The 15,967-nt window shown below is 66.8% G+C and carries 13 protein-coding genes and 1 pseudogene; 7 read left to right on the top strand and 7 right to left on the bottom strand.

Annotated elements, in window-relative coordinates; genetic code table 11:
- The first annotated feature begins 116 nt into the window (after positions 1-116).
- The 3 genes from Q1A36_RS18545 (at position 117) to Q1A36_RS18535 (ending at position 3,518) form a co-directional block, all read left to right on the top strand.
- Entirely contained in the window at positions 117-1,583 is a 1,467-nt protein-coding gene (locus Q1A36_RS18545) for a class I adenylate-forming enzyme family protein (RefSeq protein ID WP_299847196.1), read from the top strand.
- Positions 1,580-2,224 carry a DsbA family oxidoreductase gene (locus tag Q1A36_RS18540; protein ID WP_299847194.1) on the top strand — a complete coding sequence of 215 codons (645 nt, stop codon included), beginning with the start codon at positions 1,580-1,582 and terminating at the stop codon, positions 2,222-2,224. The genes Q1A36_RS18545 and Q1A36_RS18540 overlap by 4 nt, the downstream gene beginning before the upstream one ends.
- A gap of 67 nt (positions 2,225-2,291) precedes the next feature.
- Positions 2,292-3,518, top strand: a complete 1,227-nt coding sequence (locus Q1A36_RS18535) for a multidrug effflux MFS transporter (RefSeq protein WP_299847192.1) — start codon at positions 2,292-2,294, stop codon at positions 3,516-3,518.
- Here the strand turns inward: Q1A36_RS18535 and Q1A36_RS18530 are convergent.
- From Q1A36_RS18530 to Q1A36_RS18515, 4 genes are all read right to left on the bottom strand, one after another.
- A complete protein-coding gene (locus Q1A36_RS18530) occupies positions 3,507-4,043 on the bottom strand; it encodes an AAA family ATPase (RefSeq protein ID WP_299847218.1) in 537 nt (178 codons plus the stop codon). The genes Q1A36_RS18535 and Q1A36_RS18530 overlap by 12 nt on opposite strands.
- Before the next feature lie 101 nt (positions 4,044-4,144).
- Entirely contained in the window at positions 4,145-4,918 is a 774-nt protein-coding gene (locus tag Q1A36_RS18525; protein WP_101752118.1) for an ATP-binding cassette domain-containing protein, read from the bottom strand.
- On the bottom strand, positions 4,915-5,988 hold the full coding sequence (locus Q1A36_RS18520) for an ABC transporter permease (RefSeq protein WP_299847189.1): 1,074 nt from the start codon (positions 5,986-5,988) through the stop codon (positions 4,915-4,917). Before Q1A36_RS18520 ends, Q1A36_RS18525 begins: the two co-directional genes overlap by 4 nt.
- 101 nt (positions 5,989-6,089) lie before the next feature.
- Positions 6,090-7,118 carry a sugar ABC transporter substrate-binding protein gene (locus Q1A36_RS18515; RefSeq protein ID WP_299847187.1) on the bottom strand — a complete coding sequence of 343 codons (1,029 nt, stop codon included), beginning with the start codon at positions 7,116-7,118 and terminating at the stop codon, positions 6,090-6,092.
- A 99-nt stretch (positions 7,119-7,217) separates the two neighbouring features.
- Between Q1A36_RS18515 and Q1A36_RS18510 the strand changes: the two genes are divergently transcribed.
- The 3 genes from Q1A36_RS18510 to rpsD all read left to right on the top strand — a co-directional run bounded on the left by Q1A36_RS18510 (position 7,218) and on the right by rpsD (position 10,588).
- Positions 7,218-8,414 carry an ROK family transcriptional regulator gene (locus tag Q1A36_RS18510; RefSeq protein WP_366141609.1) on the top strand — a complete coding sequence of 399 codons (1,197 nt, stop codon included), beginning with the start codon at positions 7,218-7,220 and terminating at the stop codon, positions 8,412-8,414.
- Complete coding sequence (xylB, locus tag Q1A36_RS18505) at positions 8,398-9,813, top strand: xylulokinase (protein WP_299847184.1); 1,416 nt, start codon at positions 8,398-8,400, stop codon at positions 9,811-9,813. Before Q1A36_RS18510 ends, xylB begins: the two co-directional genes overlap by 17 nt.
- Before the next feature lie 154 nt (positions 9,814-9,967).
- Positions 9,968-10,588 (top strand): 30S ribosomal protein S4, encoded by a 621-nt coding sequence (gene rpsD, locus Q1A36_RS18500; RefSeq protein ID WP_101752123.1) that lies wholly within the window; start codon positions 9,968-9,970, stop codon positions 10,586-10,588.
- Positions 10,589-10,965: 377 nt separating this feature from the next.
- On the opposite strand, the gene Q1A36_RS18495 is transcribed toward rpsD, so the two are convergent.
- Together Q1A36_RS18495 and Q1A36_RS18490 are read right to left on the bottom strand one after the other, a co-directional pair.
- The gene (locus Q1A36_RS18495; RefSeq protein ID WP_299847181.1) at positions 10,966-11,718 is read right to left on the bottom strand and encodes a MipA/OmpV family protein; all 753 of its coding nucleotides are present in this window, start codon (positions 11,716-11,718) and stop codon (positions 10,966-10,968) included.
- 126 nt (positions 11,719-11,844) lie between these two features.
- Positions 11,845-13,707 (bottom strand): ABC-F family ATP-binding cassette domain-containing protein, encoded by a 1,863-nt coding sequence (locus tag Q1A36_RS18490; protein WP_299847179.1) that lies wholly within the window; start codon positions 13,705-13,707, stop codon positions 11,845-11,847.
- Positions 13,708-13,855: 148 nt separating this feature from the next.
- Between Q1A36_RS18490 and Q1A36_RS18485 the strand changes: the two are divergent.
- Positions 13,856-14,646 (top strand): annotated as a pseudogene (locus Q1A36_RS18485) (GTP-binding protein).
- A gap of 3 nt (positions 14,647-14,649) precedes the next feature.
- On the opposite strand, the gene fahA reads toward Q1A36_RS18485, so the two are convergent.
- Positions 14,650-15,891, bottom strand: coding sequence for a fumarylacetoacetase (gene fahA, locus Q1A36_RS18480; protein ID WP_299847214.1), 1,242 nt, complete (start codon positions 15,889-15,891; stop codon positions 14,650-14,652).
- Between the last annotated feature and the right edge of the window lie 76 nt (positions 15,892-15,967).

Raw genomic sequence — 15,967 nt, 5'->3', positions numbered from 1 at the left:
TGAACGGCCCGCCCCCCCGCGGGCCGTTCGCTTTTGGGGGCCTCTGCAGCCGGGTGCATTTGCAGGCCGCGAAAATCTTTGCCAAGGTCGCGGCGCAGTCAACGGGATGATCACGCATGAACCTGGCCGAACATGTCCTCCGCGCCGGCGCCGCAACGCCTGACAAGCTGGCCTTGTCTGTGGTGGGGCTGTCGCGGGCCGATCGCTGGTCCTATACAAGGCTGATCGCGGCGGTGCGCGGCACGGCGACCGGGTTCCTTGAGGCGGGTCTGCGCCCCGGCGACCGGGTGCTGCTGCGCCTTGGCAATCGCCCCGCTTTCCCCATTGCCTATCTGGGTGCCATCGCCGCCGGCATCGTGCCGGTGCCGACCTCGGCCATGCTGACCGGTCCCGAGATCACCAAGCTCGCTGCCGAGATCGACCCCGCGCTGGTCGTCGCGGGCGAGGGTGTCGCCCTGCCCGACCATCCGGCCCCGGTCCTGACCGAAGCCGCGCTGTCCGAATTCGCCACGCTGCCCCCGGCCGAGTTTGCTGAGGGCGATCCCGAGCGGCTGGCCTACATCATCTACACCTCGGGCAGTTCCGGCAAACCCCGCGCGGTGATGCACGCTCATCGCGCCATTCTGGCCCGGCAGATGATGTTCGATGGCTGGTACGGGCTGACCGCCTCGGACCGTCTGATGCATGGCGGCGCCTTCAACTGGACCTTCACCCTCGGCACCGGGCTGATGGATCCCTGGACGCTTGGCGCCACCGCGCTGATCCCGGCCGAGGGCGTGGCGATCGAACAGATCCCGCTTTTGGCGGCGCGCCACGGGGCGACCATCCTTGCCGGTGCGCCCGGCATCTTCCGCCGGATGCTGCGCGCAGACTGGGCCACACCCGCCGCCTTGCGCCACGGGCTGACGGCGGGCGAGCGGCTGGATCCGGGGCTGCGCCGCGACTGGCAGGCGCGCACCGGCACCGATCTGCACGAAGCGATGGGGGCATCGGAACTGTCGACCTTCATCTCGGGCAGCCCCGCAAGGCCCGCGCGCGACGGCACGGCGGGTTTTGCCCAGCCCGGCCGACAGGTCGCCGTGGTCGATGAGGGCGGCCAGCCCCTGCCCGCCGAAGAACCCGGCCTGCTGGCGGTCGCGCGCGACGATCCGGGCCTGTTTCTCGGCTACCTGAACCAGCCCGACGAGACCGCCGCCCGCTTTCGCGGCGACTGGTTCATTCCCGGCGATCAGGCGCAGATGGATGCGGACGGGGCCATCACCATGCTGGGCCGGGCCGATGACATCATGAATGCCGGCGGCTTCCGCGTCGCCCCGCCCGAGATCGAGGAGCTGCTGGCCAGCCATCCCGGCGCCGGTGATCTGGCCGCAGCCGAGCTGGCCGTCGGCCCCGGCAGTTCCATCATCGCCGCCTTCTGGACAGGCCCGGCGCCCGAGGCCGAGCTGCGCGAACTGGCACAATCCGCCCTCGCCCGCTACAAGCAGCCGCGCGCATATATCCATCTCGACGCGCTGCCCCGCACGCCGACCGGAAAGATCAACCGCCGCGCCCTGCGCGACGCCCATAGCAAGGCCCTGTCATGACCACCCAGCCCGTCACCCTCGACATCTTCGCCGATCCCGTCTGCCCCTGGTGCCTGATCGGCAAGGCCGAGTTGGACCGGGCGCTGGAATCGCGCCCCGATCACCCGTTCCAGCTGATCTGGCATCCCTTCCGCCTGAACCCGCAATTCCCGCGCGAGGGCATGGACCGGGGCGATTACCTGCGCGCCAAGTTCGGCGACCGGGCCGCCGAGGTCATGGGTCCGGTGGCCGAGCGCGCGGCGGCACTGGGCCTCAACCTCGCCCCGGTGCTGCGCCAGCCCGACACCACCGACGCGCATCGGCTGATGCACTGGGCCGGGATCGAGGGCGCGCAAAGCCGGGTCATGTCGGGGCTTCTCAGGGCGCACTGGCAGGAAAGCCGCGACATTGGCGACGCGGGCGTGCTGGCCGAGATCGGTGCCAAGGCCGGCATGGACGGCGAGATGCTGGCCCGGCTTCTGGCCAGCGATGCCGACCGCGACACGGTCGCCGCGCGCGAGATGCATGCCCGTGAGCGTGGCATCAACTCGGTCCCCACCTTCATCATCGCCGACAGCCACGCGGTCAGCGGTGCCCAGCCTGCGAGCCTTTGGCAGAATGTCATCGACGAGCTGTCCGAGACGGCCCAAAATCCCGGCTGACACGACAGGACTTGCAGAATCTGCAATCCGGAAGTAAGTGCCGCGGTCTATCCGAAAGGCGATTGCCATGGACTCGTCCCATAAAACCCATTTCGAGGCGCATCCGGTCGAACGGCTGCCGCTGCCTGAATTCATCGCGATGCTGGCCTTTCTCTTCGCCACCATCGCCTTTTCCATCGACGCGATGCTGCCCGCATTGCCCGAGATCGCGACGGCGCTGACACCCGACAACGTGAACCGCGCGCAGCTGATCCTGACCTCCTTCGTGGCGGGCATGGGCATCGGCACGCTGTTTGCCGGCCCGATCTCGGACGCCATTGGCCGCAAGCGGGCGATCACGCTCGGCTTCATCATCTATGCCGCCGCCGCCATTGCCGCGATCTTCGCCAATTCGCTGGAATTCCTGCTCATCTGCCGCTTCGTGCAGGGTCTGGGCGCGGCCGGTCCGCGCATCGTCGGGCTGGCGCTGGTGCGCGACCTCTACGAGGGGCGCGAGATGGCGCGGATCACCAGTTTCGTCATGATGATCTTCATCATCGTGCCGGCGCTGGCCCCGGCCATGGGCCAGGGGATCATCTGGTTCGCCGGCTGGCATGGCGTCTTCGGCGCCTTCCTCGTCTTTGCGCTGGTCGGCGGGTTGTGGCTGAACCTGCGTCAGGCCGAGACCCTGCCGCCCTCCCGCCGCCGCCCGCTGAAGGTCGCGACGCTGGCCAGCGCCGCGCGCGAGGTGCTGTCGAACCGACAGGTGATGCTGGCCACGATCATCATGACCCTCGGCTTCGGCCAGATGTTCGGCCTGCTCAGCAGCGCCCAGCAGCTGTTCGGTGAGGCTTACGGGCGCGGCGACCAGTTCCCCGCCTGGTTTGCGGCCATGGCGTTGATCTCGGGCCTCGGCACGGTGCTGAACGCGGTCTATGTGGTCAAGGTCGGCATGCGGCGCATGGCGAAATGGGCCTATGTCATGCAGACCATCGTGTCCTCGGTCATGCTGGTCCTGTTCGCCGGTGGACTGCTGCCACCGGGGCTGGAGTTCCCGTTCTTCTTCTTCTGGGCAGTCAGCGTCTTTTCGATGGCCGGGGTGACTTTCGGCAACCTCAACGCGCTGGCGCTGCAACAGATGGGCCATATCGCCGGCATGGCGGCCTCGATCGTCGCGGCGATCTCGACCATCCTTGCCACGCTGATCGCGGCACCGATCGGCCTGCTCTACAACGGCACGGCGCTGCCGATCATGACGGCAACGCTGATCTGTTCGGGGCTGGCCTGGCTGTTGATGACCCGGCTAGAGGACTAGATCGGCCTTCCGCGACTCGCGGATGACGGTCAACGCATTGGTCATGTCATTCTGCAGATGTGCCTCGACATCCGCGCCATAACCCTGCCAGCGCGCCGTCAGCCGTCGGCGCAGCTCGGCCTCGGGCACGTCCAGCATGACCGTGAGGTCAAAGCTGGCCCCCCGCCACGGGTCGCGATCAAGCAGCAGGTAGTTCCCCTCGACCACCACCAGCCGGGTGTCGGCCTCGATCACCCCCGCCCCGGCAATGGCGATTTCGCGGCTGCGGTCGAAGATCGGGAACACCACCTCGCCCCCGGCCCGCACCCGGCCCAGCAGCGCGACAAAGCCCGCCGCATCGAAGGTCTCGGGCGCGCCCTTGCGCGACCTCAGACCGCGCGCGTCCAGCACCCGGTCATCCAGATGGAACCCGTCCATCGGCAGCAGCACCGCGCCGGGCAGGCGCGCGACCAGCGCCTCGGCCAGGGTCGATTTTCCCGAACCCGGTGCGCCCGCCAGCGCGATGACCGAACGCGGCCCGGGCATGTGCCCGAGCCGCGCCAGCAGCGACTGTCCCTCGCCTTGCTCGAAATAATCCGAGGCAAGTCCGAGGGACGGGGGCACCTGCCCCCCGTCCCCCGCCTGCCTCATGCCGCGACCTCTTCCGGGACCTTGGCACCTGTCATGAACGCCACCGCGTCCGACATCGAGTAATCGTTCGGCCGGATCACCGCCAAGCGCCGACCAAGCCGGTGGATGTGGATGCGGTCCGCCACCTCGAACACATGCGGCATATTGTGACTGATGAGGATGATCGGAATGCCGCGCGAGCGCACATCGCGGATCAGCTCCAGCACCTTGCGGCTTTCCTTAACCCCCAGCGCCGCCGTCGGCTCGTCGAGGATCACCACCTTCGAGCCAAAGGCCGCCGCACGCGCCACCGCCACGCCCTGGCGCTGACCACCGGACAGCGTTTCCACCGCCTGGTTGATGTTCTGGATGGTCATCAGCCCCAGCTCGTTCAGCTTGGCCCGGGCAAAGGCCTCCATCCGCGGGCGGTCAAGCTGGCGGAACCACTGGCCCATGATGCCGGGTTTGCGCAGTTCGCGGCCCATGAACATGTTGTCGGCGATGGACAGCGCGGGCGACATGGCCAGCGTCTGATAGACACATTCGATGCCATGGGCGCGGGCGTCGATGGGCGAGCCGAACTGCACCTTCTGGCCTTCCAGCGTGATCTCGCCCTCGTCGGGCTGGACCGCGCCGGACAGCGCCTTGATCAGGCTGGACTTGCCCGCGCCGTTATCGCCGATCACGGCAAGGATCTCGCCCGGCATCAGGTCGAAGTCGCAATGATCCAGCGCCGTCACCTTGCCATAGCGCTTGACGAGATTGCGGGCGTAAAGAATGGGTTCGGTCATGACGACACCTTTCTGATCCACTGGTCCACGGCGACGGCGAAGATGATCAGCACGCCGATCAGGAAGAAGGTCCATTGCGGGTCGGTGCCGACCAGCCGCAGGCCCATCTCGAAGACGCCGACGATCAGCGCCCCGAAGAACATGCCGACGATCGAGCCGCGCCCGCCGAAGAGCGAGATCCCCCCGATCACCACGGCGGTGATCGACTGGATGTTGCCCAGAACCCCGGTCGAGGCGGTGGGCGAAACCGAACCGAAGCGGCCGATCATCACCCAGCCCGCGATCGCGCAGAAGAGCCCGGCCAGCGCATAGACCTGCAACAGGATCTTGTTCGTCTGCACCCCGGCGAGCTTCGCGGCCTCGGCATCATCGCCCACGGCATAGACATGACGGCCCCAGGCGGTATGGCGCAGCACATAGGCCATCACCGCCACCAGCACGATCAAGAGGAACACGGCATAGAGCACCTTGACCCCGCCCGGCTGGATGGCGTTACCCCAGAATTGCAGGGCCGGTGCGGCCTCGGCGATGTCCTGGCTGCGGATGGTCTCGTTCTTCGAGAAGATGTAGTTCGAGGACAGGAAGATCTGCCATGTCCCCAGCGTCACGATGAAGGGCGGCAGCTTCAGACGCGAGATGAGATAGCCGTTCAAGGCCCCCATCGCCGTGCCAAGCGCCAGCCCGATCACGATGGCCAGCGGCGCGGGAATGCCGAAGCGGAAGGTCAGTTGCCCCATCAGCACCGAGGAAAACACCGCGATGGCGCCGACCGACAGGTCGATGCCTGCGGTCAGGATCACGATGGTCTGGGCGCAGCCGATGATGCCGACAATGGCGATCTGCTGCAGGATGGTCGACATGGTGGTGGCGCGGAAGAAGTTATCCGACAAAAGAGCGAAAACAATGACTGACACCACCAGCACGATCATCGGCACGGCCGAGGGTGTCTGGTGCAGCCAGTGCTGGATCTTCTTGACGAGGGATTTCTCCTCGCGAAATTCCGCGACGGTCTCCGAGGCGCCTTTCAGCCCCTCCTCGAACCCTGTCGCCGGCTTGGTATTATCCGTCATGGGAGCCCTCCTTCTTCTGCACCCCGGACCCTGTGCAAAGGGCGGCGCGATGGCCGCCCTTTCATCGATTCATGCGCGACCGCTTGCGCGGTCCGCCGGGCTCAGCCCCAGCAGAGTTCGGTGCCCTTGGCGGTATCGACCGACTCGACGCCATCGACCGGCTTGTCGGTGACCAGCGTCACCCCGGTGTCGAAGAAGTCCTTGCCCTCGGTCGGTGCCGGCTTGGTGCCGTCCTTGGCATAGGCGGCGATGGCCTCGATCCCCAGCGAGGCCATCTGCAACGGGTATTGCTGCGAGGTGGCGCCGATGATGCCGTCCTTGACGTTGGCGACGCCCGGGCAGCCGCCATCGACCGACACGATCAGGGTCGAGCCTTCCTTGCCCACGGCCTTCAGCGCTTCGTAGGCACCGGCAGCGGCAGGTTCGTTGATGGTATAGACGAGGTTGATTTCGGGATCCTTGGCCAGCAGCGCCTCCATCGCCTTCAGCCCGCCCTCTTCGTTGCCGGCGGTGACTTCATGGCCGACCACGCGCGGATCGGTTTCGTCACCCCATTTCGAGGCATCGCCCAGGTCGACGCCAAAGCCCTGCAGGAAGCCCTGGTCGCGCAGCACGTCGACCGAGGGTTGCGAGATCGCAAGATCCAGCAGCGCGATCTTGGCATTGGCGGCCTCGGCCCCCATGGTGGCGGCGGCCCATTTGCCGATCAGCTCGCCGGCGGCGAAGTTGTCGGTGGCAAAGGTCGCGTCAGCCGCATCGATCGGGTCAAGCGGCGTATCGAGCGCGATAACGAGTATACCCTGATCGCGCGCGGCCTTGACCGAGTCGACGATGGCGGCGGTATCCGAGGCGGTGATCAGGATGCCCTTGGCGCCATCGGTCATGCAGGCCTCGATCGCGGCGACCTGCGCCTCGTTGTCGCCATCGACCTGACCGGCATAGGATTTCAGCTCGACGCCCAGCTCGGCCGCCTTGGCCTCGGCCCCTTCCTTCATCTTCACGAAGAAGGGGTTGGTGTCGGTCTTGGTGATGAGGCAGGCCTTCACCGCATCCTGCGCAAAGGCGCCGCTGGCCGTGAAAGCCAGGATCGAACCGGCCAGCGAGGCGCGGAAAATCGTCTTCAGGGTCATGTTCTCTCCTCCAACCCGATACGGGAATCGTTGTCCCGCGACAGGAACAAGCAACCACATTCGATTCCCTCTTGTCAATAAATCAATTCGGTTGAATTAATGTTGAGAGGAGGACAGACCATGCCGCAAGCGACCATGACAGAGGCAAAATTCAGCAATAATGAACGGCTTGTTCTGGCTTTGCTGCGCCGCGAAGGTCCAAAATCCCGCGCGGAAATTGCCGCAGCCACCGGGCTTTCCGCGCAGTCTGCAACAAATATCTCAAGACAGTTGATTGATCTGGGTCTGATTGGCGAGGGCGCGGCGATTCGCGGTCGCGTAGGCCAACCCTCGACGCCGCTGTCGCTTGCGGCGGATGGCGCCTTCTTCCTAGGCCTCAAGGTTGGCCGGCGGCTGGCCGAACTGGCGCTGGTCGATTTCACCGGCACCATCCGGATGCACCGGCAAGAGGTGCATCCCCATCCCGACCCCGACCGAGTGGCCGGCTTCGCCCGCAATGCCATCGCCAGCTTCATCGACGCCCTGCCCCCGGATCAGCGAGGCCGGATCGCCGGTCTTGGCATTGCTAGTCCCTTTCAGCTGTGGGACTGGGGCGCGGAAATGGCGGGCTGGCGCGGGCGCGACCTGCGGGCCGAGCTGGCGGCAGGCTTGCCCTTCCCGGTCTGGCTGGAAAATGACGGCACCTGCGCCTGCGCGGCCGAACTGACCTTTGGCCGCCGCGATCTGCCCGAGGATTTCCTCTATATCTATATCGCCCATTTCGCCGGCGGCGGGCTGGTGCTGGATGGCAAGCTGCGCTTTGGCCCGCATCGCAATGCCGGGGCCATCGGCTCGATGCCCTCACCGATCGGCGGACAGGTGCTGGACCATGCCTCGGTCCTGCAACTCGAGGGGATGATCGGGCATCACCTGCCCCCGGACAATGCCGGTTGGAGTGCCCCCCCCGAAGCGGAACGGCACTGGGCGCGGCAGGCGGGCGAGGCCATGGCCTGGGCCGCCGTGACCAGCGCCGCGCTTGCCGATCTGGGCGCGGTGGTGCTCGATGGCGCTCTTCCGCCCGACACGCGAACCCTGCTGGTCGAGGAAACCCGCGCGGCGATCACTCGCCTGCCTGCGGCCGGCCTGGACCCGCTGCCGGTGTTGACCGGCACGCTTGGCCGCGCTGCCCGAACCTTGGGCGCGGCGGCCCTGCCCCTGTCGCATGTCTTCCTCCCCGATGGCGCGCTGTCGCTGCCGCACCCTCTGGCGCAGGCTGCGCAAATCGCCGATAACCGTCAGCATGTTTCTGGGTCTTGATCTTGGCACTTCGGGGGTAAAGGCGGCGCTGATCGGTGACGATCAGGCCATCATTGCCACCGGCCACGCCGCGCTGTCCGTCAGCAATCCGCAACCCGGCTGGTCCGAACAGGACCCTGCCGACTGGATCGCCGCCTGCCGCAGCGCCATCGCGGAACTGGGCGTGGCGCTGGACCGGGTCGCGGGCATCGGCCTTTCGGGCCAGATGCATGGCGCGATCTGCCTCGACGCGGGCGACACGGTGCTGCGCCCGGCGATCCTGTGGAACGATGGCCGCGCCCATGCCGAGGCGGCGGCGCTGGACGCCGACCCGCGCTTTCGCCGGATCAGCGGCAATATCGTCTTTGCCGGCTTCACCGCGCCCAAGCTGGTCTGGATGGCCCGGCACGAGCCCGACCAGTTTGCCCGCACCGCCCGGGTGCTGCTGCCCAAGGATTACCTGCGGCTGTGGCTGACCGGGGAACATGTGGGCGAGATGTCGGACGCCTCGGGCACGGCCTGGTTCGATCCCGCCGCCCGCGACTGGTCCGACGAACTGCTTGCCGCCACAGGCATGACCCGCGCCCAAATGCCGGCGCTGGTCGAGGGCAGCGCGCCCTCGGGCCGGCTGCGCGCCGATCTGGCAGCCGAGCTGGGTCTGCCCGCCGGCATCCCGGTCGCGGGAGGTGCGGGCGACAATGCCGCCACCGCCATCGCCGCCGGCATCTCCGGCCCCGGTCTCGGCTTTGTCTCGCTTGGCACCTCGGGCGTCATCTTCGCCGCGACCGACCGCTTCTGCCCCGCCCCCGAAACCGCCGTCCATGCCTTCTGCCATGCCCTGCCGGGGCGCTGGCACCAGATGGGGGTGATGCTGTCCGCCGCCTCGGCGCTGGACTGGTGGGCGCGGATCGTGGGCGGCAAGCCCGGCGATCTGCTGGCCGGGCTTGGCCCGGTGGCCGCGCCGGGTGCGGTGCGCTTCCTGCCCTATCTCTCGGGTGAGCGGACGCCGCTGAACGACACCGCGATCCGCGGCCAGTTCCAGGGCCTCGCCGCCGCGCATCGCCGCAACGACCTGACCCGCGCGGTGCTTGAAGGCGTGGCGCTAGCGCTGGCCGAGAACATGGCTGCGCTGAAGGCTGCAGGCGGCGGTGCCGATGCGCTGATCGCCATGGGCGGCGGCGCGCGATCCGACCTGTGGCTGTCGATGCTGGCGCAGGCGACCGGCCTGCCGATCCTGCGCCCCGCCGGGGCAGAGGCCGGGGGCGCCTTCGGTGCCGCCCGTCTTGGCCTGATGGCAGCGACCGGCGCCGGGGAAGAGGTGCTGACCCCGCCCGATACCGCCGCCGAATTCCAGCCCGACCCGGCGTTGACCGGGTCCTGGGCAGATGCGCTGGCCGATCTGCCGAAGCTGCGCGGCTGACGCGGTTTACCGTGCAGCCGCAGCATCTTGACACCACCCGAATCCCCTCTATAAGCGCAGCCTTCATTGGTGTTGGTGGCCCCTGCAAGGGGATGCCTGTCGGGGGAAACCCAAAGGACAACGCCCTTTTGAAACACACAAAAGGAGATCAGCCGTGACCAAACGCACGTCTGCCAAGTACAAGATCGACCGCCGCATGGGCGAAAACATCTGGGGCCGCGCCAAATCCCCGGTGAACCGCCGCGAATACGGCCCCGGCCAGCATGGCCAGCGCCGCAAGAACAAGCTGTCGGATTTCGGCACCCAGCTGCGCGCCAAGCAGAAGCTGAAGGGCTATTACGGCGACCTGACGGAAAAACAGTTCCGTCGCATCTATGCCGAGGCCGAGCGCGTCAAGGGCGATACCGGTGAGAACCTGGTCGGCCTGCTCGAGCGCCGCCTGGATGCCGTCGTCTACCGCGCCAAGTTCGTCCCGACCATCTTCGCCGCCCGCCAGTTCGTGAACCACGGCCACGTGACCGTGAACGGCCAGCGCGTGAACATCGCCTCCTACCGCGTCAAGGAAGGCGACGTGATCGCCGTCCGCGACCGCTCGAAGCAGCTGGCGATCGTGCTGGAAGCCGTGGGCCTGGCCGAGCGCGACGTGCCCGACTATCTGGAAGTCGACACCAACAAGCTGACCGCCACCTTCGTGCGCACCCCGGCCCTCGGCGACGTGCCTTATGCCGTCGTGATGGAGCCGAACCTGGTCGTCGAATATTACGCGAAGAACTGATCCGGTTCCTCTGCGCGAGCTACGAAAGGCCGTCCCTCGGGGCGGCCTTTTCGTTTGGCTCGAGGCGCGGGCCTTCTGCGAGCCTCCCCATTCAAGGAACAGAGGGTCAGCGGCCTGCCTTGGATGGCCGCTGCCACGATTTGTTCGGAATGCGTTGTAGCGCCATTATATCGAACGGCCGTTCGGCGTGGATGGTCGCCAAAGCGGCCAGCCGCCCGGACGGCAGTCTGCTGACCCGGCGGCGCAATGCGCCTTGTTCCGGGTCAGGGCTGCCGGATCGAACAGAAGCACGATCAAAAGCTTAGCCTAGGATCTTCTTGCGTCACCGCAACAAAAAGGGGCGCCAAGCGCCCCTCTCAACCCAATCTCAGCCCGGCTCAGAACCCGAAGCTGAAGTTCCTCACGATCCCAAGCCGCACCGAGGGCTGTTCCTTGTCCTGCACCAGCGGGCTGTCGGCGGCGTCGCCGACGAGGCGGCCATATTCGATCTCGCCCAGAAGCGCGGTCTTGTCGTTCAGGGAATAGCGCGCCGACAGCTTCGCCGCCGCCTTGGTGAAGCCGCCGCCCGGACTGTAGGCGGCATTGCCGCTCGAGGCCGACTGGTCGGGGGTCACGCCGAAATAGGTCTCGACATATTCGCTGTCGCCATAGGTCATCTCGAGGCTGGACCACATGGTCAGCTTGTCATTGACCTCGCTGCGATAGCGCACGCCCAGTTCACCGGTCACGCCGTGATGGCCGCCAAAGCCCTGACGGGCGCGCAGATAGCCGTTCACTGGACCCTGGCCATAGCTCAGCTGGCCGCCAAGCTCGTAGGCGCGGCTGATATCGCCCATGCCGGCCAGCGCGGCATCGTCATCCTCGTTGCGCTCGCCCACAAGGCCGAACACCGGCAGGACCGAGAAGCCGTCGAGATTGCCCTTGCCCGGATCGCCAAAGCTGGCATTGCGCAGGATCAGCCAAGGGCTCGCCTCGTGATCATCGGCGCCGGGATATTTGGGACCATAGCTGACGCCAAGGCCGACATCGGCCGACAGCGTGCCCCAGCGATTGCCCAGGCTCATGTCCTGCGCCGACGCGACCGAGGCCAGCGGAGCGGCCAGCAGGGCAAGCATCAGGATCTGTTTCATAGGGCTATCCCCGCAAAGGTCTTACGCAACTTGAAATCGTCCTAGAAGCGAATCAGGCACACGCGCAAGGTCAGCCCCGACAGTTTACACGATCCGTGGACCAGCGGCGCAAATTAGCAACAATCCCTAGCCCTTTTCCGCCACGTCGAGGTTCTCGATCGCCTTCAGCCACAGGTTTTCCGCCCGTGACATGGCTTCGACCGCCTCGGCGTGCTTGCGGCCCCATTTCTCGGCCTCGACCGGGTTCTGGTAGATGACCGGATCGGCGAGTTTCTGGTCCAGCTTCTCCAGCATCTCGGTCAGCTTGCCGACCCGGTCTTCGGCCCGGCGCGCCTCGGCGCGCAGCTCCAGAACCTCGTCGCGGCTGGCGCGTTTCGGCGCAGGCGCGGCAACGGGTTGCGGCGGTGCCGCGCGCGTTTTGCCATTGCCATCGCCCTGCAGCAGGAACTGGCGGTAATCGTCCAGATCGCCCTGCCAGGGGCTGACCGCGCCATCCTTGACCAGCCATAGCCGGTCGGCGACCAGACCCAGCAGGTGCATGTCATGGCTGACCAGAACCACCGCGCCGGTATAGTCGTTCAGCGCCTCGGTCAGCGCCTCGCGGCTTTCGATGTCGAGGTGGTTGGTCGGTTCGTCGAGGATCAGGATATGCGGCGCGTCGATGGTGGCGATCAACAGCGACAGCCGCGCCTTCTGCCCGCCCGACAATTGCCCGACCTTGGTGCCGGCCTGCGCCTCCATCAGCCCGAAGCCCGCCAGCCGCGCCCGCAGCTTCGGCGGCGCCTCGTCGGGACGCAGGCGGCGGATGTGATCCAGCGGGGTTTCGTCGAGATACAGCTCGTCGACCTGATGCTGGGCGAAATAGCCGATGCGCAGCTTGCTCGACCGGGTCAGCGTGCCCTCCATCACCGGCAGGCGCTCGGCCAGCAGTTTCGACAGGGTCGACTTCCCCTGCCCGTTCCGGCCCAGAAGCGCGATCCGGTCGTCCTGGTCGATGCGCAGGCTCAGCCGTTTCAGCACCGCGCGGGTGCCATAGCCGACCGCCACGTCCTCCATGGCGATGATCGGCGGCGACAGCTCCTCGGGCTGGGGAAAGCTGAAGCGATGGAATTTCGCCTCTTCCGGGGCGGTGATCGGCGTCATCTTTTCCAGCATCTTCACCCGCGACTGCGCCTGACGGGCCTTGCTGGCCTTGGCGCGGAAGCGGTCAACGAAGCTTTGCAGATGATCGCGCCGGGCCTGCTGCTTCTTCGCCTCGGCCGCCTGCAGCGCCCGCCGCTCGGCCCGAAGCTTGGCAAAGCTGTCATAGCCGCCGGTATAAAGCACCAGCTTGCGGTTCTCGAGATGCAGGATATGGCCGACGGCGCGGTTCAGAAGCCCGCGATCATGGCTGATGACGATGACCGTGTGGGGATAGCGCGCCAGATAGCCTTCCAGCCAGAGCGCGCCTTCCAGGTCCAGGTAGTTGGTCGGTTCGTCCAGCAGCAGCACGTCGGGCTGGCTGAACAGCACGCCGGCCAGCGCGATCCGCATCCGCCAGCCGCCCGAGAAATCACCGCTCGGCCGGGCCTGATCGGCGGTGGAGAAGCCCAGCCCGTCAAGGATCGAGGCGGCGCGCGCCTCGGCCGACCAGGCATCGATATCGGCCAGCCGGGTCTGGATCTCGGCGATGCGATGGGGATCGGTGGCGGTCTCGCTTTCGATCAGCAGCGCGGCGCGCTCCTCATCCGCCTCGAGCACGGTCTCGAGAACCGAGGTCTCGGTGCCCGGTGCCTCCTGCGCCACGCCACCGATGCGGGCGCGGTTCGGCAGGCTGATGGACCCGCCGTCCAGCGACAGTTCGCCCCGGATCAGCCGGAACAGCGTGGTCTTGCCGGCGCCATTGGGACCGACAAGGCCAACCTTGTGACCAGCGGGAATCGTGGCCGTGGCGCCGTCGAACAGCGGCCGGCCGGAGATCGAATAAGAGATATCGTCGATGCGCAACATGATGGTCGGGGCATGGCTGAAGCGGCGCAGGTCGTCAATGGCCCGTGGCGCCTTCTGGCCTGTGGGTCACGCTCGATCTCGAGTTATGTTATATTATCACATATTGATATCGACCCATAACCCAACCGCCCCAGTCACAGGATATCCCATGACCACCTTCAACCGCCTTCCCGTCACCGGCTCTCGGGCTTCCTGGGGGCGGGCAAGACCACGCTGATGAACCATGTGCTGAACAACCGCGCCGGGCTGAGCGTCGCGGTCATCGTCAATGACATGTCCGAGGTGAATATCGACGCCGACCTGATCCGCGCCGACAGCGACCTGTCCCGGACCGAGGAAACGCTGGTCGAGATGTCGAACGGCTGCATCTGCTGCACGCTGCGCGATGACCTGCTGGTCGAGGTTCGCCGCCTCGCGCGGACCGGACGCTTTGACTACCTGCTGATCGAAAGCTCGGGCATCTCGGAGCCGCTGCCGGTGGCGACCACCTTCGAGTTCACCGATGAGGATGGCGAGAGCCTGTCGGATGTGGCCCGGCTGGACACGATGGTCACTGTCGTCGACGCGATCCAACTGCCACGGGACCTCGCCAGTCACGACCTGCTGGCCGATCGCGGCGAGGTGGCAGGGCCGGATGACCGGCGCGAACTGGTGTCGCTCTTGGCCGAACAGATCGAATTTGCCGATGTGGTGGTGCTGAACAAGGCCGGCGATGCCGGGCCGGAAGCCGTCGAGATCGGCCGGCAGAACTGGGCCGCGCCATTGGGTGATCGCCGGCGCGAGATCGCCTTCATCGGCAACCACATGGACGAGGACCGGTTGCGCCATCGTCTCGATGACTGCCTGATCGGCGAAGAGGCCGGCGAGGACCCGAAGGCTTGGGCCGGCATGGCCGACCCCTTCCCGCGCTGGCGTCGCGCGGAAACGCAGGCGGCGTGAGCGTTACGCCTTGGCCCAGTCCGGCAGGTCCACTGCCGGACGCAGCACGCCCGTGCACTCGCCGAAACCCACCCGATAGCCGTCACCGATGGCCGCGCCGCGCAGGGTCAACCGGTCGCCATCCTCAAGGAAACTGCGGCTTTCGCCGGTTTCCAGCGTGATCGGTTCCTTCCCGCCCCAGCTCAGTTCCAACAGAGAACCGCGGGCGTCCTTCTCCGGCCCAGAGATCGTGCCCGATCCCAGCAGATCGCCCACCCGCATCGAACAGCCGCTGGTGGTGTGATGGGTCAGCTGCTGGGCGGCGGAATAGTACATCTGGCTGTAATTCGTCCGGGCGATCACCGTCTCGGGCTTCCCCTCGGGCTGAAGCCCGACCTCCAGCGCGATGTCATAGAGCATCGGCCCCGGTTCGCCGAGATAGGGCAGCAGGGGGCGCTCGCGCTCGGGCGTCGCGGCGCGGAACGGCTCCAGCGCCGCACGGGTCACGATCCAGGGGCTGATCGTCGTCGCCGTGGCCTTTGACTGGAAAGGCCCGAGCGGCTGGTATTCCCAGGCCTGGATATCCCGCGCCGACCAGTCGTTCAGCAGCACATAGCCAAAGATCATCTCGCCCGCCTCGGCCACCGAGACCATGCCCGACGAGGGTTTCCCGATGATCGCCCCCATCTCCAGCTCCAGATCGAAGCGGGCCGAGGGCGCAAAGCGCGGCAGGTCCGCATCGGGTGCCTTGACCTGACCCCAGGGCCGGACCACATCCGTCCCCGAGACCACCACCGAGGAGGCCCGCCCGTTATAGCCGATGGGGATCGACAGCCAGTTCGGCGGCAGCGCGTTCTCGGCGCCGCGGAACATTGTGCCGACATTGGTGGCATGGTGCCGGCTGGCGTAGAAATCTGTATATTCGCTGACCCGGAAGGGCATCAGCAGTCGGGCCCCGGCCATCGGCACCAGATGCGGCTCGACGGCGGCGCGATGGGCCTCGTCCGACAGGAGCCCGGTCAGCCGCGCCCGCAGCGCCGCCCAGACCGCCGGACCCGCCGCCATGACGGCATTCCATGCGGGTTCCGCGAACAGCGCCGGGTCCTGCCCGTGATCGACCTTGGAGACATCAAGGATCTGATCGCCGATGGCGACGCCCATCCGCGCGCCCTGCCCGTCGTCGAAGACGCCGTAAGGCAGGTTGTTCAGCGGAAAGTCGGTGTCTGCGCCGTTGGCACTGGCGACCCATGACCGGATCAAGGACATGCTGTCCCCTTTCATCTTGGCAAAAATATCCTCGGGGGTCGACGGCTGGCGCGCCATTGGTTCAAGCGCCAGTCGT

The organism is uncultured Paracoccus sp. (assembly GCF_947487305.1).
Lineage (GTDB): Bacteria > Pseudomonadota > Alphaproteobacteria > Rhodobacterales > Rhodobacteraceae > Paracoccus.
This window is presented reverse-complemented; position numbering and strand designations above follow the sequence as displayed.